31 protein-coding genes and 1 pseudogene are annotated in these 25925 nt (G+C 58.9%); 13 read left to right on the top strand and 19 right to left on the bottom strand.

Translation table 11 applies throughout. The features are described 5' to 3' along the window. Positions 1–77: 77 nt before the first annotated feature. From ACYF6X_RS10210 to phoP, 4 genes are all read right to left on the bottom strand, one after another. Positions 78–869 (bottom strand): Fic family protein, encoded by a 792-nt coding sequence (locus ACYF6X_RS10210; protein ID WP_130017933.1) that lies wholly within the window; start codon positions 867–869, stop codon positions 78–80. A 187-nt stretch (positions 870–1056) separates the two neighbouring features. Next, positions 1057–2178, bottom strand: a complete 1122-nt coding sequence (locus tag ACYF6X_RS10205) for a ribosomal protein uL16 3-hydroxylase (protein ID WP_033638200.1) — start codon at positions 2176–2178, stop codon at positions 1057–1059. A gap of 84 nt (positions 2179–2262) precedes the next feature. Beyond that, complete coding sequence (gene phoQ, locus ACYF6X_RS10200) at positions 2263–3720, bottom strand: two-component system sensor histidine kinase PhoQ (RefSeq protein ID WP_063990334.1); 1458 nt, start codon at positions 3718–3720, stop codon at positions 2263–2265. A gap of 5 nt (positions 3721–3725) precedes the next feature. Then, complete coding sequence (gene phoP / locus ACYF6X_RS10195; RefSeq protein WP_025302513.1) at positions 3726–4397, bottom strand: two-component system response regulator PhoP; 672 nt, start codon at positions 4395–4397, stop codon at positions 3726–3728. Positions 4398–4477: 80 nt separating this feature from the next. Between phoP and ACYF6X_RS10190 the strand changes: the two are divergent. From ACYF6X_RS10190 to ACYF6X_RS10180, 3 genes and pseudogenes are all read left to right on the top strand, one after another. Next, a pseudogene (locus ACYF6X_RS10190) lies at positions 4478–5425 on the top strand (aminotransferase-like domain-containing protein); the annotation flags it as partial. A gap of 115 nt (positions 5426–5540) precedes the next feature. Then, the gene (locus ACYF6X_RS10185) at positions 5541–5993 is read left to right on the top strand and encodes a GNAT family N-acetyltransferase (protein WP_063989607.1); all 453 of its coding nucleotides are present in this window, start codon (positions 5541–5543) and stop codon (positions 5991–5993) included. Positions 5994–6009: 16 nt separating this feature from the next. Further along, entirely contained in the window at positions 6010–6714 is a 705-nt protein-coding gene (locus ACYF6X_RS10180; protein WP_049273793.1) for a GNAT family N-acetyltransferase, read from the top strand. A gap of 51 nt (positions 6715–6765) precedes the next feature. Here ACYF6X_RS10180 and purB read toward each other — a convergent pair whose 3' ends face one another. Both purB and hflD read right to left on the bottom strand, forming a co-directional pair. Beyond that, positions 6766–8136 (bottom strand): adenylosuccinate lyase, encoded by a 1371-nt coding sequence (gene purB, locus ACYF6X_RS10175; protein ID WP_033638215.1) that lies wholly within the window; start codon positions 8134–8136, stop codon positions 6766–6768. A gap of 22 nt (positions 8137–8158) precedes the next feature. Next, positions 8159–8785 (bottom strand): high frequency lysogenization protein HflD, encoded by a 627-nt coding sequence (gene hflD / locus ACYF6X_RS10170; RefSeq protein WP_063989610.1) that lies wholly within the window; start codon positions 8783–8785, stop codon positions 8159–8161. Positions 8786–9116: 331 nt separating this feature from the next. On the opposite strand from hflD, the gene kup reads away from it, so the two are divergent. Further along, positions 9117–10985 carry a low affinity potassium transporter Kup gene (gene kup, locus ACYF6X_RS10165; RefSeq protein WP_063989611.1) on the top strand — a complete coding sequence of 623 codons (1869 nt, stop codon included), beginning with the start codon at positions 9117–9119 and terminating at the stop codon, positions 10983–10985. A 51-nt stretch (positions 10986–11036) separates the two neighbouring features. Here the strand turns inward: kup and mnmA are convergent, their stop codons facing one another. The 4 genes from mnmA to rluE form a co-directional block, all read right to left on the bottom strand. Continuing rightward, complete coding sequence (gene mnmA, locus ACYF6X_RS10160; RefSeq protein ID WP_130017937.1) at positions 11037–12137, bottom strand: tRNA 2-thiouridine(34) synthase MnmA; 1101 nt, start codon at positions 12135–12137, stop codon at positions 11037–11039. A gap of 106 nt (positions 12138–12243) precedes the next feature. Next, the gene (locus ACYF6X_RS10155) at positions 12244–12690 is read right to left on the bottom strand and encodes an NUDIX hydrolase (protein ID WP_130017938.1); all 447 of its coding nucleotides are present in this window, start codon (positions 12688–12690) and stop codon (positions 12244–12246) included. Positions 12691–12699: 9 nt separating this feature from the next. Further along, positions 12700–13038 carry a lysozyme inhibitor LprI family protein gene (locus ACYF6X_RS10150; RefSeq protein WP_107226921.1) on the bottom strand — a complete coding sequence of 113 codons (339 nt, stop codon included), beginning with the start codon at positions 13036–13038 and terminating at the stop codon, positions 12700–12702. A gap of 22 nt (positions 13039–13060) precedes the next feature. Continuing rightward, a complete protein-coding gene (gene rluE / locus ACYF6X_RS10145) occupies positions 13061–13687 on the bottom strand; it encodes a 23S rRNA pseudouridine(2457) synthase RluE (RefSeq protein ID WP_130017939.1) in 627 nt (208 codons plus the stop codon). A 131-nt stretch (positions 13688–13818) separates the two neighbouring features. Between rluE and icd the strand changes: the two genes are divergently transcribed. Continuing rightward, positions 13819–15072, top strand: coding sequence for an NADP-dependent isocitrate dehydrogenase (gene icd, locus ACYF6X_RS10140; protein WP_130017940.1), 1254 nt, complete (start codon positions 13819–13821; stop codon positions 15070–15072). A gap of 84 nt (positions 15073–15156) precedes the next feature. Here icd and uspF read toward each other — a convergent pair whose 3' ends face one another. From uspF to ACYF6X_RS10125, 3 genes are all read right to left on the bottom strand, one after another. Continuing rightward, complete coding sequence (gene uspF, locus ACYF6X_RS10135) at positions 15157–15612, bottom strand: universal stress protein UspF (protein ID WP_049202743.1); 456 nt, start codon at positions 15610–15612, stop codon at positions 15157–15159. 216 nt (positions 15613–15828) lie between these two features. After that, on the bottom strand, positions 15829–16056 hold the full coding sequence (locus tag ACYF6X_RS10130) for a YgdI/YgdR family lipoprotein (RefSeq protein ID WP_038877767.1): 228 nt from the start codon (positions 16054–16056) through the stop codon (positions 15829–15831). A 12-nt stretch (positions 16057–16068) separates the two neighbouring features. Further along, the gene (locus ACYF6X_RS10125; RefSeq protein WP_063989616.1) at positions 16069–16302 is read right to left on the bottom strand and encodes a YgdI/YgdR family lipoprotein; all 234 of its coding nucleotides are present in this window, start codon (positions 16300–16302) and stop codon (positions 16069–16071) included. A 227-nt stretch (positions 16303–16529) separates the two neighbouring features. On the opposite strand from ACYF6X_RS10125, the gene tolA reads away from it, so the two are divergent. Continuing rightward, on the top strand, positions 16530–17093 hold the full coding sequence (gene tolA / locus ACYF6X_RS10120; RefSeq protein WP_242512547.1) for a cell envelope integrity protein TolA: 564 nt from the start codon (positions 16530–16532) through the stop codon (positions 17091–17093). Between the two features lie 159 nt (positions 17094–17252). Here the strand turns inward: tolA and ACYF6X_RS10115 are convergent, their stop codons facing one another. Beyond that, positions 17253–17543, bottom strand: coding sequence for a hypothetical protein (locus ACYF6X_RS10115; RefSeq protein ID WP_063989617.1), 291 nt, complete (start codon positions 17541–17543; stop codon positions 17253–17255). 146 nt (positions 17544–17689) lie between these two features. Between ACYF6X_RS10115 and ACYF6X_RS10110 the strand changes: the two genes are divergently transcribed. After that, positions 17690–18109, top strand: a complete 420-nt coding sequence (locus ACYF6X_RS10110) for a GNAT family N-acetyltransferase (RefSeq protein ID WP_063989618.1) — start codon at positions 17690–17692, stop codon at positions 18107–18109. Here ACYF6X_RS10110 and ACYF6X_RS10105 read toward each other — a convergent pair. Both ACYF6X_RS10105 and ACYF6X_RS10100 read right to left on the bottom strand, forming a co-directional pair. Then, positions 18106–18318, bottom strand: coding sequence for a hypothetical protein (locus tag ACYF6X_RS10105; RefSeq protein WP_063989619.1), 213 nt, complete (start codon positions 18316–18318; stop codon positions 18106–18108). The two genes, ACYF6X_RS10110 and ACYF6X_RS10105, sit on opposite strands and share 4 nt — an antisense overlap. A 93-nt stretch (positions 18319–18411) precedes the next feature. Continuing rightward, positions 18412–19527, bottom strand: coding sequence for an AI-2E family transporter (locus tag ACYF6X_RS10100; RefSeq protein WP_063989620.1), 1116 nt, complete (start codon positions 19525–19527; stop codon positions 18412–18414). A gap of 300 nt (positions 19528–19827) precedes the next feature. Between ACYF6X_RS10100 and ACYF6X_RS10095 the strand changes: the two genes are divergently transcribed. Next, positions 19828–19965 (top strand): hypothetical protein, encoded by a 138-nt coding sequence (locus tag ACYF6X_RS10095; protein WP_162837928.1) that lies wholly within the window; start codon positions 19828–19830, stop codon positions 19963–19965. Between the two features lie 64 nt (positions 19966–20029). Here ACYF6X_RS10095 and ACYF6X_RS10090 read toward each other — a convergent pair whose 3' ends face one another. Continuing rightward, positions 20030–21241, bottom strand: coding sequence for an MFS transporter (locus ACYF6X_RS10090; protein WP_130017941.1), 1212 nt, complete (start codon positions 21239–21241; stop codon positions 20030–20032). A gap of 230 nt (positions 21242–21471) precedes the next feature. Here ACYF6X_RS10090 and ACYF6X_RS10085 point away from each other — a divergent pair, with 230 nt between their 5' ends. Both ACYF6X_RS10085 and ACYF6X_RS10080 read left to right on the top strand, forming a co-directional pair. Further along, the gene (locus ACYF6X_RS10085) at positions 21472–21930 is read left to right on the top strand and encodes a hypothetical protein (RefSeq protein WP_063989622.1); all 459 of its coding nucleotides are present in this window, start codon (positions 21472–21474) and stop codon (positions 21928–21930) included. Between the two features lie 99 nt (positions 21931–22029). Then, positions 22030–22446, top strand: coding sequence for a DUF2000 domain-containing protein (locus ACYF6X_RS10080; RefSeq protein WP_130017943.1), 417 nt, complete (start codon positions 22030–22032; stop codon positions 22444–22446). A gap of 12 nt (positions 22447–22458) precedes the next feature. Here ACYF6X_RS10080 and ACYF6X_RS10075 read toward each other — a convergent pair whose 3' ends face one another. Continuing rightward, on the bottom strand, positions 22459–22809 hold the full coding sequence (locus ACYF6X_RS10075) for a GFA family protein (RefSeq protein WP_107226917.1): 351 nt from the start codon (positions 22807–22809) through the stop codon (positions 22459–22461). A gap of 141 nt (positions 22810–22950) precedes the next feature. On the opposite strand from ACYF6X_RS10075, the gene ACYF6X_RS10070 reads away from it, so the two are divergent. The 3 genes from ACYF6X_RS10070 (at position 22951) to ACYF6X_RS10060 (ending at position 25095) form a co-directional block, all read left to right on the top strand. Beyond that, the gene (locus tag ACYF6X_RS10070; RefSeq protein WP_063989625.1) at positions 22951–23160 is read left to right on the top strand and encodes a hypothetical protein; all 210 of its coding nucleotides are present in this window, start codon (positions 22951–22953) and stop codon (positions 23158–23160) included. Between the two features lie 151 nt (positions 23161–23311). After that, positions 23312–24406, top strand: coding sequence for an SMP-30/gluconolactonase/LRE family protein (locus tag ACYF6X_RS10065; protein WP_406880129.1), 1095 nt, complete (start codon positions 23312–23314; stop codon positions 24404–24406). Positions 24407–24450: 44 nt separating this feature from the next. Continuing rightward, entirely contained in the window at positions 24451–25095 is a 645-nt protein-coding gene (locus tag ACYF6X_RS10060; RefSeq protein WP_063989626.1) for a Qnr family pentapeptide repeat protein, read from the top strand. On the opposite strand, the gene ACYF6X_RS10055 is transcribed toward ACYF6X_RS10060, so the two are convergent. Continuing rightward, entirely contained in the window at positions 25085–25702 is a 618-nt protein-coding gene (locus ACYF6X_RS10055) for a LysE family translocator (RefSeq protein WP_063989627.1), read from the bottom strand. The genes ACYF6X_RS10060 and ACYF6X_RS10055 overlap by 11 nt on opposite strands. Between the last annotated feature and the right edge of the window lie 223 nt (positions 25703–25925).

Below are 25925 nucleotides of genomic sequence, written 5' to 3'. Positions count from 1 at the left end.
TCTTGATTAACAGAATGTCTTTTTCAGTTAACATATATACTCCATTGTCATTAAATTAGCTAAGTAGCATGCAATGTTTACTGCATGCTAGTTAACTCACTCGTTGCAGAACCGTAAAGCAGGTGGATGCAATTACAATAAAACTTAATAATGTTGTCCCATTCGGAAAATAAAAAGGCTTCGCGTAAGCTAAGTACATAACCACTTCGTGCAAAATGACAAAGCTCAGTAAGAGGGAGGTAGCTAAGCGGCTTTATTTGTAGCATGAGATTAAAAAGGATTCTGGCGGCGCGTCCATTCCCATCTTGCAGAGGGTGGATATGCATAAACATGACTGCGAAAATGATAGCATGAAGTAATTTGTTTTCATCGCTATTTCCCTTTGCGTACTCTCGCAGGTTGGAGAGTGATTCGCTTAATAGTGAAATATCAATGAATTCAGTGTAGCTTCCATCCTTATCGGGGACAGTTCTTATATTTGCTTTTCTAACGGGGATCGACCGTCTCGTTATTTCACTTCCTATTTTTTCAATGAATTGGATAAATGATAGATTATTGTTAACGATGTCGGAAAGCGTGGGGTAAAACTGATGATAGAAGATGGCTTCGTTCTGGCTTGTTGAGTTTTTGCTGGGAAATATGTCGAGATCCACATAGGCGCTTAAGCGATGCTGTAATGGTTGGATCCTTTTATCCTCAATTACCTGGTTTGCATTTTCCAGTAATTGCCTGTATTCAAAGGATGTATTCTGAATCAATATTTGTGTTCTGTCTAAAAGTAAGCGTATATCCGTATGAAAATGATTAACTTTGGGGTAGTCCATACGTAGTAATTTAATGACCTTTCCTTGTATTACGTAATTTTCCATTTTTCATCGTCCATGAAATTTCGTTAATGTATAAAAAAGGTAGTTCAATATTATTTCGTTTCAGTTTCACAACTATTAATATTTTGTTTCCATGTGTCGAAGTGTTGCCAACTTTTTACACCCCAAAGAAAAGGCCCGCATAAGCGGGCCGTTATATATGTTCAACAGGAGCCACGGTCCCGAGAACTCAGTCGTTAAAGTACCAATACCCGCTGTTGACCAGCGCGGTCAGCAGCGCCAGGAACGACGGGTCGTCTACCGCGTCGCCGAGCAGGGCGGCGTCGACGCTGAAGTTTTGGCACAGGGCGTCTGCGGCCTGCAGCTGGTCGGTGTCGATCAGCTCGCCGTTGACGAAGCAGCGATCGCCGACGCGCAGCACGCGCAACCCGCCCAGGCGCTGCAGCGCTTCACCCTGTTGCAGCAGCTCGTAGATTTCCCCGGCCTGATACGGCGGTTCCGGCGGCGCCAGATCCAGTTCGTGGCGCGACTGGGAGATAAACTCGCCGAACCAGTGCTGGAAGTGTTCCGGCTGTTGCACCAGATCCAGCATCATCTGCCGTAAGGCGTCCACTTCCTGCGGCAGGATCTCCGCCGGGTGTTCGCGCAGTTTAACGTCCGGATCGCCGTAGCGCTTGCTGCCCAGCTCGCGCGCCAGCACGTAATCGGCAAAGCCGCTCACCAGCTCGCGGCCGTTCGGTGCGCGGAAGCCCACCGAATAATTGAGCGCGTTTTCCAGCGCGTAACCTTCGTGCGGGAAGCCCGGCGGAATGTAGAGAATGTCGCCCGGCTCCATCTCTTCGTCGATGATGGCGTCGAACGGCTCTACCTGCAGCAGATCCGGATGCGGGCAGTGTTGTTTCAGCGGCGTTTTTTCCCCGACGCGCCAGCGGCGGCGGCCGGTACCCTGAATGATGAACACGTCGTACTGATCGAGGTGCGGGCCGACGCCGCCGCCCGGTACCGAGAAGGAGATCATCAGGTCATCCATCCGCCAGTCCGGCAGTTGGCGGAATGGGCGCATCAGCGCCGCGGAAGGCTCATGCCAGTGGTCCACCGCCTGCACCAGCAGCGACCAGTTGTTTTCGCTCAGGTGATCGAAGCTCTCGAAGGGGCCGTGCGCAACCTGCCAACGGCCGTCCTGGTGGCTGACCAGGCGGCTGTCCACTTCATTTTCCATCGCCAGCCCGGCCAGCTCATCCGGGGAGATCGGATCGATAAAGTTTTTGAAGCCGCGCTTGAGAATCACCGGACGCTTTTGCCAATAACGCTGCAAAAAATCGTTCCAGTCCAGGTCTAATTGATAATCCATGTTCTATTCCAGGAGAGAGGAGTGAGCCTGAGTGCGATTATAACGGAAGTTTGGCCCCGTGGATCGGGGCCGAAGAGGCATAATTTACTCGTTGTGGTGGGTGTCGTGCTGACGGGCAAAGGTCACCTGCATGCGCGCGCCGCCGAGCGGGCTGTCGCTGATGACGATTTCGCCGTCGTACTGCTCGATGATCTCTGCTGCCACCGACAGGCCGAGGCCCTGGCCAGGGCGCAGGGTATCCACCCGCTGGCCGCGCTGGAAGATCAACTGGCGCTTGCTTTCCGGGATCCCCGGGCCGTCGTCGTCGATGACGATGGTGAGGTTTTTCTCGGAGTGCAGCGAGGTGATTTCCACGAACTCCAGGCAGTATTTGCAGGCGTTTTCCAAGACGTTGCCCATCACTTCCATAAAGTCGTTCTTCTCGCCCATAAAGGTCACTTCCGGCGAGATGTCCAGCGTGATCGCCACCCCTTTGCGCTGGTAAACCTTGTTCAGTGCCACCACCAGGCTGTCGAGCAGCGCCGGCACCGAGTGGATCTCGCGCGTCAACACCGTCTGGCCGGAGTTGATGCTGGCCCGGTGCAGGTAGTAACCGATCTGCTGCGAGATGCGGCCGATCTGATCCAGCATGATCGGCTCGGCTTCTTCGATGGTGGTCTGTTTGCCGCTGCGCAGCGAGCGCAGGGTGCTTTGCAGCACCGCCAGCGGCGTTTTCAGGCTGTGGGTCAGATCCGACAGCGTGGTGCGATACTTGGTGTAGCGCTGGCGTTCGTTGCGCACCAGAATGTTCAGATTGCGCACCAGCCCGCGCAGCTCGCTGGGCGGGTTCTCATCCAGCTGATCGCGCTCGCCGTTCTCCAGCTCGCCCACCTGATTGACCAGCGCCTTGATCGGCCGCAGGCTCCAGTAGGCCGCCAGCCACAGCAGCGGCACCACCAGCAGCAGGTTGGCCAACAGCACGTAGCTGAACCACTCCCACACCACGTCGGATCGCTGCAGCTCCTGCGGAATGCTGTCGACCACCACGATGGTCAGCGCCGGCAGGCGAGGCGTGGCGGCATAGGTGTTGACCGCCACCGAGTGAGTCAGCGCGTTCTGATCGGTATCGTCATAATTCTTCAGCTGATCCTGCGCTTTGGGGTTGTCCCCCAGCACTTCGCTACTGATGCGGGTATCGGTATCAATTTCGTAAAAGCCGGCCTCTTCCAGCCATTCCTTGTTGATCAGCTTCTCCAGCTCCGGCACTTTGCGCTGGCTCCACAGCAGGTTGCCTTTATCGTCATAGATAAACACCAGCGTGGGGAAGTTGAGATCGATATCGGGGGGAATGGCAATGGTGAGCTTGTTGTCTTTCCACTGCGCCAGGCTGAAGAACAGGTTGCTCTCGCCGCGCAGCAGGCGGAAGGCGGTCTTGTCGAAGCTGACGATGTAGCCGACGACCGCCACCAAACCGTAAGAGAGCGACAGCGCCAGGATCACCCCGGCGGTCGCCATCAGGAAACGTGCACGTAGCGAAAACGGTTTTTTATTCTTGTTGAACATCATGTTCACTTCGCGTCAAAACGGTAGCCCTGGCCACGTACCGTGGTAATCACTTCATGGGGGTATTCCGCCTGCACTTTTTTACGCAAGCGGCCCATCAGCACGTCGATGGTATGGCTTTCACGCAGTTCGGCGTCCGGGTAAAGCTGCAGCATCAACGAATCCTTGCTCACCACCTTGCCGGCGTTGCGGATCAGGGTTTCGATGATGGTGTATTCAAAAGCGGTCAGCTTGATTTGCCGATCGTTAACGCTCAGTTCGCGGCGCGACAGATCGATCTGGAACGGCGGCAGCACGATCACCTGCGAAGCCAGGCCGCTGTTGCGGCGCATCAGCGCCTGCATGCGGGCGATCACTTCTTCCAGGTGGAACGGCTTGGTGACATAGTCGTCGGCGCCGGCTTCCAGCACCGCCACTTTGTCCTGCCAGCTTTCGCGGGCGGTCAGCACCAGGATCGGCAGCTTGGTCTGGTGCGCGCGCCAGCGGCGGATCAGGCTCAGGCCGTCTTCACCCGGCAGGCCGAGATCGACGATGGCGATATCCGGCGCGTGTTCCTGCAGGAAGTAATCGGCTTCCTTGGCGTCTTCGGCCGCGTCGACCTGATGGCCCATCTCGCGCATCTGAACGGAAAGGTGGTGGCGCAGCAAACCATTATCTTCAACAACCAGTACTCGCATGGCGAACTCCTGTGACTGTGCGGGTGAACGTCCTGTCACCCACGCGATAAAAGGGAACACGCTCTGCGGCGTGTCAGGGGATGCAGCGGGAGCGGGGCGTCAAGGCGACGGCGGAACAGGTGATCGTGGTGACCAGCTCTCAGCAGGCGTTGGCGCTGTGTACGCAGGTGCTGTTCGATCCCGGCGATGCGGTGTTCGTCGAAGAACCGGGTTATCAGGGGGCGAAAAAACTGGTGCAGTCGGCGGGTCTGCAGGCGCGGCCGATCGGCATCGACGAACAGGGGCTGGATGTCGGGCAATTGATGCAGGCCTCGGGCGGCGGACGAGGCGTTTACATCACGCCGTCCCATCACTATCCGCTGGGGTATTCGCTGAGTCTCGATCGGCGGCTGGCGTTGCTGCAGTGGGCGCAGCGGCAACGAGCCTGGATCATCGAAGACGACTACGACGCCGAGTTCAACTACGACCGGCAAACCAAGGCGGCGCTGCAGGGGTTGGACGGCGGTGGGCGTACGCTGTACATCGGCACCTTCAGCAAGACGCTGTTTCCGGGGCTGCGCATCGGCTTCATGATTGCGCCGCCGCAGCTGGTGCGGCCGTTGGTCGCCGCCAGGCAGTTTCAGGACGGCTACACGTCGGCGCTGGCGCAGATGACGCTGTTCCATTTCCTGCACGAGGGCGGCTACGCTGAGCATCTGCGCAATATGCGCACGTTGTACAAGGCGCGGCTGGACGCGTTGTACGACGCGGTGCATCGTCACCTGGCAGCCTGGACGCGTCCGGCGTTGCCGCAGGGCGGGCTGCAGCTGGTTTGCCCGTTGGCGGATGCGGCAACGGAGCGGCGGCTGGTGGTGGCGGCGGCCGAACGGGGGATACGGCTGTACGGCCTGGCGGACTTCTACACCGGTACGCCGCAGCGCGGGGCGTTGGTGCTCGGCTTCTCGGCCTATACGCCGGATGAGATCGTGCGCTTTATCACTGCGTTGGCGCAGGTGTTCAGCGCGCTGCCGGCGGCAAGCGACGGTTAAAATTGGTCTGCTCTGCGTTTTGAATTGGTCCGTATTGCGCCGCCGCTGCGCGGTGTATTCTGCCGCTATCCGATTATTTCCCTAATGGAAATAATATCTTACTCCGTGAGGCGCTATGAACCCATCCAACCCTGAAGTGACTATCCGCAGAATCAATGGCGACGACAAAGCGCAATGGCTGGCGCTGTGGCAGGGCTATCTCGATTTTTACCGCGCCGACGTGGCGCCGCAGGTGACCGATCGCACCTTCGAACGCCTGGGGCAGGATGAACAGGTGTACGGGCTGGTGGCGGAGGATGCCGAGGGACGGCTGCTGGGGCTGATGAACCTGGTGTTCCACCCGTCCACCTGGAGCGCGGTCGGCTATTGTTATATCGAAGATCTCTATGTGTCGCCGCAGGCGCGCGGCCACAAGGTGTCGGAAAAGCTGTTCGAACAGGCGTACCGATTGGCAGAGACGCGCGGCAGCGATCGGGTCTACTGGATGACCCAGGAGTACAACGCGCCGGCGCGCTCGCTGTACGACAAAATCGGCAGAAGAAGCTCGTTTATCGTTTATTCCCGTTAATCGCAGGAGGGCGTTTATGGCAATGAATCGTTATGGTCAGCCGGTCGGGGAACCGATGCCGGATTGGCAGCCGGCTCGCCGCCCGGGCGGCGCGACGCTCGGCGGGCGTTTCTGCTCGTTGGCGCCGCTCGAGCCGCAGCGGGATTACGCCGCGCTGTTCGAGGCGTTTCAACTGGCGCCGGACGGCCGCGACTGGACCTATCTGTCTATCGAACGGCCCGATACGCCGGCGGCGATGTTGCAACATCTGGAGACGCTGCAGGCCAACCCGGCGCTGGTCAATCTGACGGTGTTCGACGCCGCCAGCGACGCGCCGGTGGGCACGGTGGCGCTGATGCGCATCGACGAGGCCAACGGCGTGCTGGAGATCGGCCACGTCAGCTGGTCGCCGTTGATGAAACAGCGCTCCAGCGCCACCGAAGCCATCGCACTGCTGCTGCGCTATGCCTTCGACACGCTGGGCTACCGCCGCTGCGAGTGGAAGTGCGACAGCCATAACGCGCCGTCCCGCCAGGCCGCGCTGCGCTTCGGTTTTCGCTACGAGGGTAACTTCCGCTTTGCGGTGATCGTCAAGGGGCGCAGCCGGGATACCGACTGGTTCGCCATCACCGCCGATCGCTGGCCGGCGGTGCGGCAGGCGCTGGCGCGCTGGCTGAGCGCGGACAACTTCGATGCGCAGGGGCGGCAGATAGCCCGACTGCAGGTGTTGCGCGGTGAATGATAAGCAAAAAGGCGGCCCGAGGGCCGCCTTGTCGTTGTCAGACTAAAGCGCTTACTTCAGCTCGTCGACCATGGTGGTGGCGCGGCCGATGTAGTTGGCCGGGGTCATCGCCTTCAGACGGGTTTTCTCTTCTTCCGGCAGCGCCAGGCCATCGATGAATGCCTGCATGCCGGCGGCGTCCACGCGCTTGCCGCGGGTCAGCTCTTTCAGCTTCTCGTAAGGCTTCTCGATGCCGTATCGGCGCATCACGGTCTGGATCGGCTCGGCCAGCACTTCCCAGTTGTGATCCAGTTCGTCCAGCAGGTGCGCCTGGTTCACTTCCAGCTTGCTGATGCCTTTCAGGGTGGCCTGATAGGCGATCAGCGCGTAGCCCAGGCCTACGCCCAGGTTACGCAGCACGGTGGAATCGGTCAGGTCGCGCTGCCAGCGGGACACCGGCAGTTTGCCCGCCAGGTGGCCCAGCACGGCGTTGGCCAGGCCCAGGTTGCCTTCGGAGTTTTCGAAGTCGATCGGGTTGACCTTGTGCGGCATGGTGGAAGAACCGATCTCACCGGCGATGGTCTTCTGCTTGAAGTGGTTCAGGGCGATGTAGCCCCAGATGTCGCGGTCGAAGTCGATCAGGATGGTGTTGAAACGCGCTACGCAGTCGAACAGCTCGGCGATGTAGTCATGCGGCTCGATCTGGGTAGTGTACGGGTTCCAGGTGATGCCGAGCGAGGTCACGAACGCTTCGCTGAACTGGTGCCAGTCCACCTCCGGGTAAGCGACGATGTGGGCGTTGTAGTTGCCGACCGCACCGTTGATTTTACCCATGATCTCCACGCGCTCCAGCTGGCGGTACTGGCGCTCCATGCGGTAAGCCACGTTGGCGAACTCTTTGCCGACGGTCGACGGGGTCGCCGGTTGGCCGTGGGTGCGCGACAGCAGCGGAATATCGCGGTATTCCAGCGCCAGCCCTTTCAGCGCGTCGATGATCTTGCGCCAGTAAGGCAATACCACGTCCTGACGGGCGCTTTGCAGCATCAGCGCGTGCGACAGGTTGTTGATGTCTTCGGAGGTGCAGGCAAAGTGGATGAACTCGGACACCGCGTGCAGCGCAGGCACCGCCGCCACTTTTTCCTTCAGGAAATACTCGACCGCTTTCACATCGTGGTTGGTGGTGCGCTCGATGGTTTTGATGCGCTGAGCGTCTTCTTCATTGAATTCCGCGACGATTTTGTCGAGGAAAGCGTTTGCGTCGGCGTCAAAAGCGGGAACTTCCTTGATTTCTGCGCAGGCCGCCAGTTTTTGCAGCCAACGTACTTCAACCTGTACGCGGAATTTCAGCAGACCGTATTCGCTGAAAATGGGGCGCAGTGCGCTGACTTTATCACCGTAGCGTCCATCAACGGGGGAAACGGCGGTCAGTGAGGATAATTCCATCGGTAGCAACTCCTGGGATCGATTAACAATGAGCAACGATATTTTGCGCCTGTTTGAACAGACGATTACGGGAAAACATTAACTGCAGACGGCTGCCGCCGACCTGTTGCCACAGCACGGCGGCGCGAATGCCGGCCAACAGCGTGGCGCGAACCTTGGCCTGCACCTGCGGATTCTGCAAGATAGCCGGCGAGCCGGTCACCTGGATGCGCGGCCCGAGCGGACTGACCACGTCGACGTAAATGCCGGCCAGCGCGCTGATGATGGTGTCCGACTCAAGATCGAAGTGCGCCAGCTGGCGTTCGAGCTGGCTGAGGCGTTCACCGAGCGTGTTCATCGCCTGTTTGTTGGCGTTGAGCTTGCGCTCCAGCACCATCAGGCTGATGGTGTAGCGGGTCAGTTCCGCGCCCGGCCCTTTGTTGTTGGCGTTAAGCACGCCCATCAGGGTTTCGAGGCCGACCAGCAAGTTGCGTTCTTCACCGCCGAACACCGCCAACGTGGAAGGCGGATCCATCTGCAGCAGGCTTTTCAGCGAGGTCTGAAAGGCTTCGCGGTGGCATTGCCCTTCATGGGCCAACTGCTGAACCAAACGCGCCGCCTGGCTGATACCCGCCATGGCCAGCGTGATGTCATAATAATTCTTCGCCACGATTACTCCTGTAAACGCTGTGAACGGTACATGGCTTACTGCATAAGGTTGTGTGTATCGCAGGGGTAACGGCGGCGGCCGCGAACGTTAACGAACGGGCGTGGCTGTAACAACGATGACAACGAATGCCGCGGATCATGCCACAAAATCGAGGGTAAACCCAGCGTCTAATACGCCCGTGACGAGGCGGAGGCGCCGTGCGGCGCAGAACTGTGCAAATAGGCGGCGAAAATCGCCGGCGTGGCGACGCGAACTTATTGTTGCGGCGGCAAATAAAGTGCGGCGGCTGCATCTATACTGCCAACGTGAGCCCTCAAATAAAGATCTTAATATGCACGTAAAAAACAAGCAGCCGCTGCCGACGGTGACGCTGGCGGCCATCGGCGTAGTGTACGGCGATATTGGCACCAGCCCGCTGTATACCCTGCGCGAATGCCTGACGGCGGAGGAAGGCATCACTCTGACGCCGGCCTCGATTTACGGCTTTTTGTCGCTGATTTTCTGGTTGCTGACGCTGGTGGTGTCCATTAAGTACATTTGTTTTGTGATGCGTGCCGACAACGACGGCGAGGGAGGGATCCTGACGCTGATGTCGCTGGCGATCCGCAAGCTGGATGCGCGCTGGGTGCCGGCGGCGGTACTGATCGGGCTGGTGGGTGGCAGCTTCTTTTACGGCGACGGGGTGATCACCCCGGCCATTTCGGTGCTCTCGGCCATCGAGGGGCTGCAGATTATCGCCCCAGAGCTGGACAGCTTTATCGTACCGCTGTCGCTGTTGGTGCTGACCGCGCTGTTTGCGATCCAAAAACGCGGCACCGGCAGCGTCGGTAAACTGTTCGCCCCGGCGATGGTTATCTGGTTTCTGACGCTCGCGCTGCTGGGTATCGGCGGGATTCTGCATCATCCCGGCGTGCTGCGGGCGCTGAACCCTTACTGGGCGGTGAATTTCTTCTTCGAATACAAGGCAGTGTCGTTTTTTGCGCTGGGCATGGTGGTACTGTCGGTCACCGGCGCCGAAGCGTTGTACGCCGATATGGGCCACTTCGGTAAAAAACCGATCCGTCTGGCGTGGTTTACGCTGGTGGCGCCGGCGCTGGTGCTGAACTATTTCGGCCAGGGGGCGCTGCTGCTGGCCAATCCGGCGGCGATCAACAACCCGTTCTTCCTGCTGGCGCCGACCTGGGCGCTGATCCCGCTGCTGGTGATCGCCACGCTGGCGACGGTGATCGCCTCGCAGGCGGTGATCTCGGGCGTGTTCTCGCTGACGCGGCAGGCGGTGCGGCTGGGCTACCTGCCGCCGATGCGCATCATCTATACCTCCGATCAGGAGTCCGGGCAGATCTACATTCCGGTAGTGAACTGGCTGCTGTTCGCGGCGGTGCTGATCGTGATTATCAGTTTCAAACATTCCAGTAACCTGGCCTCGGCTTACGGCATCGTGGTGACCGGCACCATGCTGCTGTCGTCGATTTTGCTGAGCATCGTGGCGGTCAAAAACTGGGGCTGGCCGCGCGCGCTGGGCGGACTGATGCTGGTTGTCATGCTGTGCATCGACGTACCGCTGTTCGGCGCCAACCTGATCAAGCTGGCGACCGGCGGCTGGCTGCCGGTGGCGCTTGGGCTGACCATTCTGCTGATCATGTTGACCTGGAAGACCGAGCGTTCGCGCCTGATCCGCCGGCTGCGCGACAATCAGGAAGGGCTGAGCGCGCTGATCGAGTCGCTGGAGAAGGCGCCGCCGAAGCGGGTGCCGGGCACCGCGGTATTTATGGAGCGCACGCCGCACGCGGTGCCGCTGGTGCTGCTGCACAACCTGAAGCACAACAAGGTGTTGCATGAGCGCGTGGTGTTGCTGACCATCGTCACCACCGACATGCCGTACGTGCACAACGTGCAGCGGGTGGCGATCGAACAACTGTCGGCGAGCTTTTGGCGGGTGGTGGCGAGCTATGGCTGGCGTGAGACGCCCAACGTGACGGACATCCTTTACCGCTGCGGCCTGGAAGGGATGAGCTTCACCATGAACGAGACCTCGTTCTTCATGTCGCGCGATACGCTGGTGCTGGGCAAGCGGCCCTGGTATCTGCGCGTGCGCGGCAAGGTGTTCCAACTGTTGCAGCGCAATGCGCTGCGCGCGCCGGACCTGTTCGAAATCCCGCCGAATCGCGTCATTGAACTGGGTGCGCAGGTGGAATTTTGAATAAAAAAAACGCTGCGATAAACGCAGCGTTTTTCTTGGGTGGCAGGCGAATTACGCCAGGCGCTGTTCGATGATGCCGCCACCGAGGCAGATTTCGCCCTGATAGAACACCGCCGACTGGCCGGGGGTGACGGCAGAGACCGGCTCGTCGAAACGCACTTCGATACGTTCGTCGTCGAGCGGGGTCACGGTGCAAGGGATGTCTTGCTGGCGATAGCGGGTCTTCACCGTGCACCGGAACGGGCCGTTCAGCGGCAGGCGATCCACCCAGTGCAACTGCTGCGCGATAAGGCCGACGGACATCAGGCGCGGGTGATCGTGCCCCTGCGCGACGACCAGCACGTTGTTGGCCACGTCTTTATCGACCACGTACCACGGATCTTCGCTGCTGTCTTTCATGCCGCCGATGCCCAGCCCTTTGCGCTGACCCAGGGTGTGATACATCAGGCCCTGGTGTTCGCCGACGGTCTGGCCGTCAACGCTGACGATCGGGCCCGGCTGCGCCGGCAGGTAGCGGCCGAGGAAGTCGCGGAACTTGCGCTCGCCGATAAAACAGATGCCGGTGGAGTCTTTCTTCTTGGCGGTGACCAGCTCCAGCTGCTCGGCGATGCGGCGCACCTCCGGCTTCTCCAGCTCCCCGACCGGGAACAGGCTCTGCGCCACCTGCTCGTGGCTCAGGGTGTAGAGGAAGTAGCTCTGATCTTTGTTGCCGTCGACGCCGCGCAGCAGGCGACTCTTGCCGTCCACGTCCTGGCGGCGCACGTAGTGGCCGGTGGCGATAAAATCGGCCCCCAGATCTTCGGCAGCGAACTCCAGGAAGGCTTTGAATTTGATCTCTTTATTGCACAGGATGTCCGGGTTCGGCGTGCGACCGGCCTTGTACTCTTCCAGGAACAGCTCAAACACGTTGTCCCAGTATTCCGCCGCAAAGTTCACCGTGTGCAGTTCGATGCCCAGCTTGTCGCAGACCGCTTGCGCGTCGGCCAGATCGGTCGCGGCGGAGCAGTACTCTTCGTCGTCGTCTTCTTCCCAGTTCTTCATGAACAGCCCAGCGACCTGATAGCCCTGTTGCTGTAACAGATAGGCGGTAACGGAAGAGTCGACGCCGCCGGACATACCGACGATTACTTTTTTCTGGCTGTTGTCTGACATGGGGATCTCACGAACTTGAACACGAACCGTGCTGATAAAAACAAGCGCAGGATTTTACCACGTTGGCCGCGCCGGCGCACTGTTCATCTTGTGCTGCCCGGCGCCCTTAAAACGGCCAGGCGAAGCTGCCGACCAGCGATAGCGGGTAGCGCTCCGGCTGCTGGTAGCTGCGAATGCTCTCCGCCACCAGCGCGGAACGCAGGTTGGGCGCCTGCAAAATCTCGTCGGCGCTCAGCCACAGGCAGCGATCGATGTCGCTGTCCTGCGGCTCGGTCGGCAGCGGCTGTTCCAACTCGATAACGAAGCAAAAACGCAGGAACGGCGTGCGATCCGGCGCGATCCACTGGTGCAGGCGCAGGAACGCCTGCGGCGTGGCGCGGATGCCGGTCTCTTCCCACAGCTCGCGCTCGGCGGCCTGCACCAGCGTCTCGTCGGCCTCCAGATGGCCGGCCGGCTGGTTCCACAGCGCTTTGCCGTTGATGGTCTCTTCGACAATTAAAAATTTGTCGGCGGCGTGCACCACGCAGGCCACGGTGACGTGCGGTTTGAACATGCGCTCTCCTTACAGCGGTTTGTCGATGCGCCGGTAGATGTCGTCCAGCTCGGCGATGCGGGTGCGGTAGCTTTGCAGCAGGCAGGCGGTATCCCCGCCGCACCGCTGGCGTTTTGTCAGCCAGTCCTGTTGGCTGTCCTGCATCGCGCCGCGCGCGCCCATGGCGAACAGGCCGCGCAGGAATTGGTATTTTGTGGCCATTTGCACGTCCAGATCGTTCAGCGTGCGGTTGGCGCAGATGGCGCGCTCATCGCGGCTTGCCGCCTTGGCGCAGTCGAAGCTGGCGGCCTGGGCGGCGAGCGGGGCCGCCAGTGCGGTGAACAGCAGCGCGGTCAGTGTGTTCTTCATAGCGCCTCCATCAGTTATCGGTCTACAGGGAATCGATGATTTTCCATTCACCGGGTTGCAGTGAACCCAGCGAAAGATTACCCATACTGTAGCGAATCAGGCGCAGGGTAGGGAACCCGATATGCGCCGTCATGCGACGCACCTGGCGGTTTCGCCCTTCATACAGGGTGATTTTCAGCCAGCGGGTGGGAATGGATTTACGTTCGCGGATCGGCGGATTGCGCGGCCACAGCCACTGCGGCTCGGCCACCAACTCCACCCCGGCAGGCAGCGTGGGGCCGTCTTTCAGCGTGACGCCGCTGCGCAATGGCGCCAGATCGCTCTCCTGCGGCGCGCCCTCGACCTGCACATAATAGATTTTGCCGGTGCGCTTGCCCGGCTGGGTGAGCTGCGCCTGCAGCTGGCCGTCGTTGGTCAGCACCAGCAGCCCCTCGCTGTCGCGATCCAGGCGCCCGGCGGCGTAAACGTCGGGGAAGGGGATGTACTCTTTCAGCGTGGCGCGGCCGGCTTCGTCGGTGAACTGCGGCAACACGTCGAAGGGCTTGTTGAATAACACAATTCGGCGCGGCCCTTTCGGCGCGGCGGGTTTGGCGGCATTCGGCTTGCTGAATCGTTTAACGTTGTGATTTCTAACAGAGAATTTTTTCATAACAGTTGAGATTACGGATGATAAGCGCATTATAACCGAATCCGTTTCGGATTGGCGCGGACCGAATATTCAAGTAGTATCTACACGCATCTTACAAAGCATTAACAAAATTGCGCTTGAAGGAGAGGTTGATGGAAAGCAAAGTAGTTGTTCCGGCAGAAGGTAGAAAAATCACGGTTGACGCCCAGGGTAAACTGGTTGTTCCTCATAACCCGATCATCCCGTTCATCGAAGGCGACGGCATTGGCGTTGACGTGACTCCTGCCATGATCCACGTGGTTGATGCAGCCGTTAAAAAGGCTTACCACGGCGAACGTAAAATCTCCTGGATGGAAATCTACACCGGCGAAAAATCTACCCACGTTTACGGTAAAGACGTGTGGCTGCCGGACGAAACTCTGGACCTGATCCGCGACTACCGCGTCGCCATCAAAGGCCCCCTGACCACCCCGGTCGGCGGCGGCATCCGTTCTCTGAACGTGGCCCTGCGCCAGCAGCTGGACCTGTACGTGTGCCTGCGCCCGGTGCGTTACTACCAGGGCACCCCAAGCCCGGTGAAACAGCCTGAGCTGACCGACATGGTGATCTTCCGCGAAAACGCCGAAGACATCTACGCCGGCATCGAGTGGAAAGCCGGCTCCGCCGAAGCGGACAAAGTGATCAAATTCCTGCGCGACGAAATGGGCGTGAAGAAAATCCGCTTCCCAGAGCAGTGCGGTATCGGCGTGAAGCCATGCTCCGAAGAAGGGACCAAGCGTCTGGTGCGTGCGGCGATCGAATACGCCATCACCAACGACCGTGACTCCGTGACCCTGGTTCACAAAGGCAACATCATGAAGTTCACCGAAGGTGCCTTCAAGGATTGGGGCTATGAGCTGGCGCGTGAAGAGTTCGGCGGCGAGCTGATCGACGGCGGCCCATGGCTGAAGATCAAGAACCCGAACACCGGCAAAGAGATCGTGGTTAAAGACGTGATCGCCGACGCCTTCCTGCAGCAGATCCTGCTGCGCCCGGCGGAATACGACGTGATCGCCTGTATGAACCTGAATGGCGACTACATCTCCGACGCCCTGGCGGCCCAGGTAGGCGGTATCGGCATCGCGCCGGGCGCCAACATCGGCTCCGACTGCGCGCTGTTCGAAGCGACACACGGCACCGCGCCGAAGTACGCCGGCCAGGACAAAGTGAACCCAGGTTCCATCATTCTGTCCGCAGAGATGATGCTGCGTCACATGGGCTGGTTCGAAGCGGCTGACCTGATCGTTAAAGGCATGGAAGGCGCCATCGCTGCCAAGACCGTGACCTATGACTTCGAACGCCTGATGGAAGGCGCTAAGCTGCTGAAATGTTCAGAGTTTGGCGACGCTATCGTTAAACACATGTAAGGGTGTTTGGCGTTTGAATGAGAACGGGAGCCTTAGGGCTCCCGTTTTTTTATTGTTCAAATATGAGTGAGGTATCGGACAGGCTCACCGAGCGGCGTTAGCCGATTCACGCACGACCAGCACCGGGCAATTGGCGTGGCGGACGACGGCGGTGGCATTGGAGCCGAGGAGATAAGTGATCGCAGAAGGGCGGTTGGAACCCATCACAATAATCTCCGCGTTAAGCGCATCAGCGAGTTCCAGGATCTGATCTTTAGGATCGCCGACGGCAACGTGCGTGGTCACTCTATCTTCAGGCACGCTGAATTCTTTTGCCGCTTTTGCCAGCCCCTCGGTCGCTAGCGCAATGGTTTCGTCTTTGGTTTCTATCGCCGCTGTGGCGGCAAAGCCGAAAGCGGCGTAGGTGGCGCGCGATGGGATCACCGCCAGGAAATGGACGTGGGAGTCTTCGAGCCTGGCGAGCGCGTTGACATGCGGGATGACCTGCTGTGTTAATTCCGGCTCGGTAATATCCACGGGAACCAAGATAGTTTTATACATACTCCCTCCTTATCATTATCAAAAAACTCCACTTTTTGGATTATAGCTGCTTGATGCAGGGAAAGGAGAGATCCGTATGGCAAACCTGAGAACGTTGGCGCTAAATGTCAGGTGTTTATCGACGTTATCGTTAAATGCAGGCAAGTACGCCGGTTTTTTGAGTAGAAAGGGAGCCATTGGCCCCCTTGATTTTAGCTGGCTAAGGTTATCGGAACCTTAATGAGGGATCTCTGAAACCTCTTTGACTTCCGTCTTGTTGATTTGCTGTTTAACGCCATTGGCGTCGGTATAACCGATCAACCCGGCAGCGGTTTCTTTCGGCTTGCCGTCACTGATGAGCGTTCGACCGTCGTGGGTATGGATGGCGTAGCTGGTGCGTGTGCAGCCTGACAGTGCGGCGATGGCAACCAGGGCGATCGCGGGAAGAACAAGCGTTTTTTTCATTTGTAGCTCCTTTTAGTTATCCAACTCACTCATGTTTGCAATCTGGTCTCGATTGATCTGTTCCGTTTTGCCCGTTTCTGCATTTCGATAGGAGACTAACCCGGTATCTTTATCGACCTGAGGCTTGCCGTCGGTGACAATGGTCTTGCCATCCGTTGTTTTGATCGCCTGATTGGAAGCGCAGCCCGCTATGAACATCACCGTAGTCGCAGTAAGAAGCGCGGCAAAGAGTCGTTTATTTTTCATACTCACCATCCTGGTTACTTAAATGAATTTAATAGCAGGAAAGTAATTATAGGCAGAATCTCCAGATTGTTAGCGTTGAAACGCTTTTAATGCGATAAAAAATTAAGAGTTTCTTAATTTATTGATGGGGTGATTGATCGAAGGTTATCGATAGGTCAGGGTACGCAGGCGTACTGCCTGGTGAGGGCGCTATGGCTTCATGTCATCATCGGCCCACGATACTCCGCATGCCGATGCTTGATACTAACAATGTCTCTGGTGGTTTGGCGTTAATTCTGTATAAGTATTCACCGGGGATCTTTTCGAATACAACGTTGATTCGGCTGATAATCATCCATAAGGACAGGGATATGAAAATAACGCATTCAGGCTACAAAACCGGCATTGCCATACTATTGGCGGCGATGACCGCGCTGACGTTAACGGGGTGTGCCAAGAGTACTACCTCCAGCCAAAACGATCCGGCGAATAAAGAGGTCGATGATCTTTTCGCCAACCTTGGTGACCCAAAGACGTCTGCGCCGGGAAAAGAAAAATTACATTACATGACCCAGGTGCAAGCTGAGATTCAACGCCATTTAAAAGACGCCGCCACTTACTCAGGCCAACGCTGTACATTGCGTATCACGCTGGCGCCGGACGGCATGCCAGTCGGTGTTCGAACTGAAGGTGGCGATCCGGATCTTTGCCGTGCCGCCATGAAGGCGGTTGCCGATGCGCGTCTGCTTAAGCCGCCAACGCCAGAGGTCCATAATGCGTTCCAAATTATCACGTTGGAATTTCGCCCGTAGTGACAGTAGAAGGTAAAGGGCGGTAACTGGGTTAAACAGAAGTCAGAGGCCGCACTTTCATGCAGCCCTGACTTTGCGGCTTTACCATGTTCCATATCGCGTTTTCCTGCGCTGAACCTGGATTTTTCGGCATTCTTTCACGGCATATGTTGCCAATGCCTACCGATACATCATCGCGCTCACGCGCTCGGCCCGATCTTTAAAACCGTTGCTGCGCATCGTTACCACATAGTAGCGATAGTGATGTTTCTGTGCGTATTCGCGCACCAGGTCTTCGGCGAAAAGGCCGCTGAAGGTGACGGTGGTGACGAAGGTCAGCCCTTTCACTTCGTAGGTGCTGATCTCTTGTGGGGTGCCGAGATACGGCGGCGGGAATACGGTTTTGTGGAACTGGCAGCCCGCCAGCAGCAGGGTAAACAGCAGGGCGGCGGAGATTTGCGGTATTCTCATCGGGAAATGCTTTCCTTCCTTGGCGTGTGTTTTAGTAACTCTATAATAGGATTACAAAATTCGGCGGGGATGTAAAAGTTATCCCGCTTCGGTTGCCGTTTCGTTGAAGCGGTGCCGCCGTCACCCATAAGCATGAGGGGGTAAACATGCCTGTTCGTCTTGCCACTGAAACCGATGCCGCAGCCCTGATCGCCCTCGACAGCGTTGCCTTGCGTGAGCCGCAGCGCGCGGCGCAGATCCGCACCTGGTGCGGGCAGAGCATCTGTTATCTTGCCGAAGAACGGGGCGTGGTGATGGGCTACGGCGTGCTGCACTATCACTTCTTCGGCTGCGGCTTTATCGAGATGCTGATGGTCGGCGAGCGCTATCGCCGCCGGGGCGTCGGGCTGGCGCTGATTGCGGCATTGAAATCCCATTGCCGACACCCGAAGCTGTTCACCTCCACCAATCGCTCCAACCTGCCGATGCAGCGGCTGCTGTTGAACGCCGGGTTTGTCGCCAGCGGCCAAATTGACAATCTCGATGACGGCGACCCGGAGCAGGTCTTTTTCATCCCATCGCGCTAATACAGCCGGACATCGACCGCCTGCTGTTGCAGCCAGGTGCTGACGTAGCCGTAAGCGGCATAGAAGGCCAGCAGCGCGAAGATCAGTACCGAAAGCGAGGCCAAAAACTTGACGTCGCCGTGCTTCGACAGCTGGTAAGCGCAATAGATAAAGGCTAGCAGACACAGCAGAGTGAAAGCGATAGCCAGCGTGGCGTAAAAAATAAGCATAACGAAACCCGTTCTTCCTTGTGAGCCGGGCAAGGATACCACAGACAAAAAAAGGGGCCCAATTGGGCCCCTGCGTGATTCGCTGCGGGAGGTTTACTCCACCGCGTCGGGATGGTTCTTGCCTTCCTCGATAAACGCTTCGTCGATCTCTTCGATGTTCTCCTCGCTGTCGCGGCCGGACAGAATGTTCCAGCAGGCGATGAACAGCGCGGCGATCAAGGGGCCGATGACGAAGCCGTTGATGCCGTAGATCTCCATGCCGCCCAGGGTGGAAATCAGGATCAGGTAGTCCGGCATTTTGGTGTCTTTGCCCACCAGCAGCGGGCGCAGGATGTTGTCCACCAGGCCGATCACCACCACGAAGAACACCACCAGGAAAATGGCTTTCCACAGCATGCCGGTGGCGAAGAAGTAGATCACCGCCGGCACCCAGATGATGGCGGAGCCCACGGCCGGGATGATCGACAGGAACGCCATCAGCGCGCCCCACAGCAGGCTGCCGTCGATGCCGGTAAAGTAAAACGCCAGCCCGCCGAGCGCGCCTTGCACCACGGCGACCACCACCGTGCCCTTGACGGTGGCGCGGGAGACGGCGGCGAACTTCACGAACAGGTGGTGCTTCACGTGCTGGGAGAGCGGCAGCGCTTCGAGCGCCAGGTTCACCAGGTAGGGGCCGTCTTTCAGCAGGAAGAACAGCAGGTAGAGCATTACGCCGAAGCCGACGACGAAGTTGAAGGTGCCCTTGCCGATCAGGAAGACGCTGCCCGCCAGGTATTGCCCGCCCTTGAGCGCCACCTCGGAAAGCTGCTTTTGGATCTCGGCGGCGCTGTTGAGGTTATGTTCCGCCAGGAAGCGCTGCGCCCAGCCGGGCAGGTGACGCATAAAGTCCGCCAGCATGGTCGGCAACTGGCTGTTGTTGGCCTGCAGCTTGGTGTAGATCACGTTGAATTCCATCGCCAGCGACGAGGCGATGATCGCCAACGGCGTGAACACGATCAGGCAAATCAGCGCCACCGTCAGCAGCGACACCACGCCGTTGCGTTCGCCGACGTACTGCTTCAGCTTCTTTTTCACCGGATGGAAAATCACCGCCAGAATAATCGCCCACAGCACCGAGGAGTAGTAAGGCCCCAGCACGTCGAGAAAGGCGGCGGTAACGATGAACAGGATCAGAATAAAGAATCCCTTGGAAATGCCTTTAGACATCATAGTCGTCCCTCAAAAGATGAATTTTCAGCATAAATGAACTGAATGAAAACAACACTATCATCACCTTTGCTTAACCGGTAGGGGATTTTTAGTGGCGTATTCCATAGGGTTATTAAGGGCAAGGCGGGCGTTGCACGGTGAACAGGCGGAGGCGGCGACATGAGAAAAGAAAGAGGGCTAAATAATTAACAAAATTTATCGATTATGTTTCATTTTGTGAGCCACGCTTGCCGCCTGCGCCAGGCTTTCCTAGTGTTGATGAGGGCGGCCGTTCGCCCGATATCACGAAGGAGTATGCAAATGACTGAACACAAACGACTCGGCGTCATCGAGAAAACGCTACTGATCGCCTTTGCCGGCCTGCTGGTGTATTTCGCGGCCACCGGCGCCTTGTCATTATCGGGCCTTGATCATCACTGGCCATATCCTTCGCGATAGGCAGGCACCTGCACCAGGGAAAATTCAGCACCGCTTATAACAAACAGAACGACCTTTCTGCTTATCACCCCGCATTATGCCGCCGGTTGAGAAAAGCCAGCGCCAACAGCGCCCCCAACAGGGCCGCCGCCAGCACCAGCCAGGCCGGGGCCGCCCAACCGGCCGCAGCCACGATGGCGCTCAGCGCGACCGGGCCGATCACCTGACCGAGATAGTTCCCCTGCATCACCAGCCCCAGGCTCAGCGGCAGCAGCGTCGGTTCCGGCGTCGCCGCCGGCGTGGCGGCCAGAATGGTGGCGGGCAGCATGCCGGCGATGGCGCAGAACAGGAAACACAAGGGGATCAGCAGGCCGTTGGGCGTCATCGGCAGGAAAATGCCGATGCCGAAGATGCCTATGATCAGGCTGGTGGCCGCGAGCAGGCTACCGGCCCGCAGACCGCGCGACAGCAAGAGCCCGGCGGCGAGGTTGCCGATGATGTTCGCCGCCACCGCCGCCGCGCTGATGCCGCCGGCGGCCGCCAGCGACAGGCCGATGCGTTGCATCAGGAAGATCGGCAGGAAGGTCATCACCGAGAAAAACTGCAGGTTGTAAGTGGTGAACATCAACGCCAGCAACAGCGGTCGGCGCGCCCGCAGCATCGCGCCCAGCGCTTGCCGCAGGTGTAACGGCGGAACGTGCGCCTCGGCGGCACGGCGGGACGTGGTCAGCGGCAGCAGCACGGCGGCCAACAGCGTCAACGCCGCACCGGCCTGCCAATTTTGTTGCCAGTCGGCGAGATGGGGGCCGAAAAACAGTGAAATGGCGATGCCCGCCGGCATGAAGGTGCTCCAGATGCCGAACACCAGGCTGCGCTGCGCCGGGGCGACGATGCGGTTCAGCACCGCCGGCGAGGCGACCACCACGATCACGAAGCCGAGGCCTTCGACAAAGCGGCTGACGACCAATCCGCTGAAGTCGTGCAGCGTGGCGCCGGTGAAGCTGGCGGCGCTGATGATCAGTAACCCTACTGCCAGCAGGCGCCGGTCGCCCCAGCGGCGCACCAACAGCCCGGCGGCGATACCGCCGAACACCCCGACGAAAGGAAAGGCCGAGATGACCCAGCTCAGCGCCTCAAGCGAACGGCCGAACTCGGCCTGCAGCGCAGGCAGCGCGATGGTGGCCTTACCCACGTGCAGCGCCGCGGCGATGCCGGCGAACAACACGTTGACGACGGCAAACCAGGGCGTGGTGGCGGGAAGAACGCGGTCGATGGCGTCCGGTTTAATCGCGGTCATAACACTCTCCAGTGGCGGTAACGCCATCACTATGTGCTCTTGCAACGGCTGAGGTCGTTCAAATGCTGCGCTATCACGCGGAGAAATTATTCATTTCGAGCTTTATTGATTGCGCGCCTTCGTTGTTTGGTTTGCCAGCGTGCCGCCCGGCGTGGACGCGGGTCCCCCGCGGCGGTTTACTGTTCCGGCACGCAGCAGGCGTGTTGAATTCATTTTATAAGGAGCAGTGTATGTCAGCGATGATGAACGAGAGTGGGGCGCCGGCCATTGAATGGAGCTATGGCGGCCGGGGTGATGATATCAGCAGCAGCCTGAGCCTCGACACGGTTGAGGAGCAGCCGCAGGGTTTCCTGATGACGGTCGATCGGCCGGTGCAGATCTTTAAAGACGCGCTGTCGCCGATGATGGCCTTTGTCACGCTGCTGCGCCCGCTGTACGCCAAGACGAGCGAAGGCTTTCAGTACGTGCCGGTTTCCACCCCCTGGACCGACGTGCAGCGCCTGCCGGCCAGCGCAGGCTATCTGGGCGTGCAGGTCAACGCCGGGCTGTTTTTCCACGGCGCCAAGCCGACGCACTATAAAGATCGCGACGGCCAGATGAAACCGATCGACGGCGGCACGCTTTTGCAGAACATCACCGTGCTGCATCAGGTGGCGCAGCCGCTCGGTCCGGGTGAAGGCGCCGCCTGATTCGGCAGCGTGATCACGGGGGCCGGACGCGGCCCCTTATCGCGCCTTGAAACCGTGCGCAGGTTGGGTAAAACTGGCTGCCTATTCAAGGAGAAGAGCATGTACAGCGACAACGAGAAAAAATTTTATATCATCCTCAACCGCAATCACGAACCGGCCACGCTGTTTAACGCCTCCTGTCATCTGACGGCGGGCATCACCGATCTGATCGAGCAGCGCGAGTTTCACCACTATCCGAGCAGCCTCGACGGCGTCAGCGCCAATATGAGCCACTATCCGATCGTGATCCTGCAGGCCAAGAACAGCAGCCAGCTCAGCAACCTGATTCTGAAGTGCAAGGACGAGGGCGTGTTGTCCAACTTCTTCACCACCACCATGCTGTCGCACTCCGCCGAACAGCAGATCGCCGACACCGCCAACACCCCTTACGAACAGCTGGATTTCGTGGCGGTGGCGCTCTACGGCGACGCCGAACAGCTTAAGCCGCTGACCAAGAAATTCTCCGTCTACCGCTGAAAACGCGGGATCTCAGACGCTGGCGCCGTCGTAACTGTGGATCTGCAACGCATCCAGCGCAATGTCAGGCACGCAGCGCAGGTTGACGGCGCACATCGCGGCGCCGTCCGGCGCAGTGCCGTAGGCGAAGGGCTGGGCACCGCAGACTCGGCAGAACTGATGGCGGATCTTGTGGTGATTGAAGGTGTAGGTGCTGAGCTGGTCCTGGCCGCTGTTGAGCGTGAATGCGCTGATGGGGAAGAAAGACAGCAACAGCCCTTTGCGGCGGCAGATCGAACAGTTGCAGCTGAGGGCGTCGGCGGGCAGTTCGGCGTCCACGGAGAAGGTGACGGCGCCGCAGTGGCAGCTTCCCTGGAATGACATGGCGATGATCCTGTTACAGGGGAAAGTGTTTGCCCAGTATAGTGCAATTTATCGCCACTCGGCCGCGCAGGGCCTGGTTTCCTTAGTAAATGCGCGGTTTTCTGGTAGGTTAGAGGTTAACGTCATCAAAAGGAGATCGCGATGTTAGAACATTACTATCCGGCCAATATGGGCGCCGACCCGGTCACGGACGAACAGCACAAACGGCTGGTGGCGGTGCAGGCGGCGCTGGAATTGATCAAGGCCACGCTGTCGGATACCAACGACGGCAACGGCGTAGATTTCCAGTTGAAGGCGGCGGAAAAGCACATCGGCCCGATGGCCGACGCCATTCAGGAAGCCCTGAAGTAACGGTTCGCCGTCACCTCAACCGCCCGCATCGGGCGGTTTTTTTGCGCTGATTACTGCGATTTTTTTAGTGGCGCATTGCCTTTTTCCCGGCTGGTGCCGTGAGCGGCGCGATCCTACTCTAGCGATCCGAGTCCTCATCAGGGTCATGCACATGTTCCGTTTCAGCCTCTTTTCTTTCTTATTGCCGTGGCGCCGACGCGTCACCCCGTTGGCCGGCGTCGCGCTGTTTCTCAGCGGCGTCATGCAGGCGCAGGCCACGCAGCGCATCGAATTCTCGCCGGATGCCGCCGGCGCTTACCCTGAGGGCATCGCCTGGAATGCACGCGCCGGTGCGTTCCTGGTCTCCTCCCTGCGCGGTGGGCAGCTTGGCCTGGTCTACCCGGATGGCCGCTATCGGCGGTTTTCCACCGGTAAGGGGCTCATCACTACCTCCGGCATGCTGGTGGACGCCGAGCGCAACCGGGTGCTGGTGTGCAACGAAGACGTGGGCGTGTCCCTCTACTCGGCCACCGGCACGCGCAATCGCGTGGCGCAGGTGCTGGAGTTCAGTCTCGATACCGGCGCGCTGCAGCAGACGTACGATCTTTCGTCGTTAAGCCGTGGTCCGACGTTGGCCAACGATCTGGCGCTCGACGCAAAGGGCAATATCTATGTGACCGACAGCTTCCAGCCGCAGATTTACAAGATCGACCGGGCAACGCGCCAGGTGTCGATTCTGGTGCGCTCAGCGCGTTTGATGCCGGCCGACGCCCCCGCCGCTGCGCAGGGCACGCAGCCTTATCTCAACGGCATCGTGTCTCACCCGGATGGCTACCTGATTGCGTCGGACTACACCCGCGGGCTGCTGTGGAAGGTGACGCTGGATAACGCACCTGCGATAAGTGAAATCAGGCTGCCGCAGCGGCTGAAAGGGCCGGACGGGCTGCGGCTCAAAAACGCCAACGAATTGGTAATCGTACAGTCTTTTCCGGGTGAAAAAGGGAGCATGTCCGGCGACGTGACGCTGCTCGCCTCGGCCGACGGCTGGGCCAGCGCCCATGTCGCCGCGGTCGCCACGCCGCCGGGATTGGATGGGCCGACCGGCGCCGCGCTGCGCGATGGCGAGGTGTGGGTGGTCAACTCCCGTTACCCCCGCTTGTTTGCCGACGTCGCTCAGGCGGAGAGCGTCAGGACATTCAGCATCGTCAAGGTGGCGTTAGAACGGAGGCCCGCCGATCGGCGACGGTTGCCAACCCTGCCGGAATAGGATTAAATGCCGCACTGACTGTATAAATAAACAGGTGCGCTGCGATGAGTCTGATGTTGAAGGGTGAAAAGATAGACCGTAACCGCTTTACCGGCGAGAAGATTGAAAACGGCAGCTTTATGCTGTGTGATTTTTCGGGCGCCGATCTGACCGGCACCGAGTTTATCGGCTGCCAGTTTTACGATCGCGACAGCCGACAGGGCGGCAATTTCAGCCGTGCGATACTGAAAGACGCGAGTTTTAAAAGCTGTGATTTATCGATGGCCGATTTTCGTCATGCCAACGCGTTGGGCATCGAAATCCGCGAATGTCGCGCGCAGGGCGCCGATTTTCGCGGCGCCAGTTTTATGAACATGATCACCAGCCGCACCTGGTTTTGCAGCGCCTATATCACCAAAAGCAACCTGAGCTATGCCAACTTCGCCAAGGTGGTGCTGGAGAAATGCGAGCTGTGGGAAAACCGCTGGCACGGCGCACAGGTGCTTGGCGCCAGCTTCAGCGGCTCGGATCTGTCCGGCGGCGAATTCTCCGGTTTCGACTGGCGTGCCGCCGACGTCACCCAGTGCGATCTGAGCAACGCGGAACTGGGCGAGTTGGATTTACGTACCACCGATCTGCAGGGCGTTAAAATGGACAGCCACCAGGCCGCGCAGCTGTTGGAGCGGCTGGGGATCGCGATCATCGGCTGAGCAGCTGCCGCAGCCCCAGTACGATAATCAACGTGCCGCAGGCGCGATCGATCCAAGCCTTGCTGCGGCGGTAGGCGCCGGCGACAGGGGCGTGCGACAACACCAGCGCCACCAGCCCGTACCACAAGCTGGCTATCGCCGCGACTTCCAACAGCATGGCGAGGAAGGTCGGCGTAGAAACATGGGCGGGCGCCGCTGATGAGAAGACGGCGGCGTAAAACGCAATGGATTTGGGATTGGCGATGTTGGTGGCGATGCCCTGCAGAAAAGCGACGCGAAAACCGCTTTTCCCGGTCACCGTGGAGGGGCCGGAAGAAGGCGCCGCCTGGGCGATAAGCCGATAGCCGAACCACAGTAAATAGCCGGCGCCGGCCACTTTTACCGCTAGCGCCAACCAGGGGAACAAGGCGAAAATTATCCCGATGCCGAGGAGGGCGCTGCTCGCCCAGAACAGGTTGACCAATACAATGCCCGCCACCAGAGCGAAAGCCTCGCTGCGGCGCGCGGAAACGGCTTTGTGGGCGACGGCGACAAAATTGGGGCCGGGGATCACCACGCCGACGATATAGACGGTGAAAACGGCGAGCACGGCTGGCATATCGATCATCGGTTAACGGCCTGTAAGAAACGGGGTAGTCTTAGTTTTATAATGAATCGCCGATGTGATCCAGCAGGGCGAGACCTTTTTTTACCTGCCCGTAGCGACAGGCGTCAGCGGCCTTTTGCGATAATAAATTTATGAGCCATATGAATATAATTTAAATATTGCTTGCTTAAATAACTCAGTCGTGTGTAAATAGGGTCATCGGTTTGTAGTACAGACCTTATGA

Source organism: Serratia sp. ID 25-353, from assembly GCF_054792795.1.
This window is presented reverse-complemented; position numbering and strand designations above follow the sequence as displayed.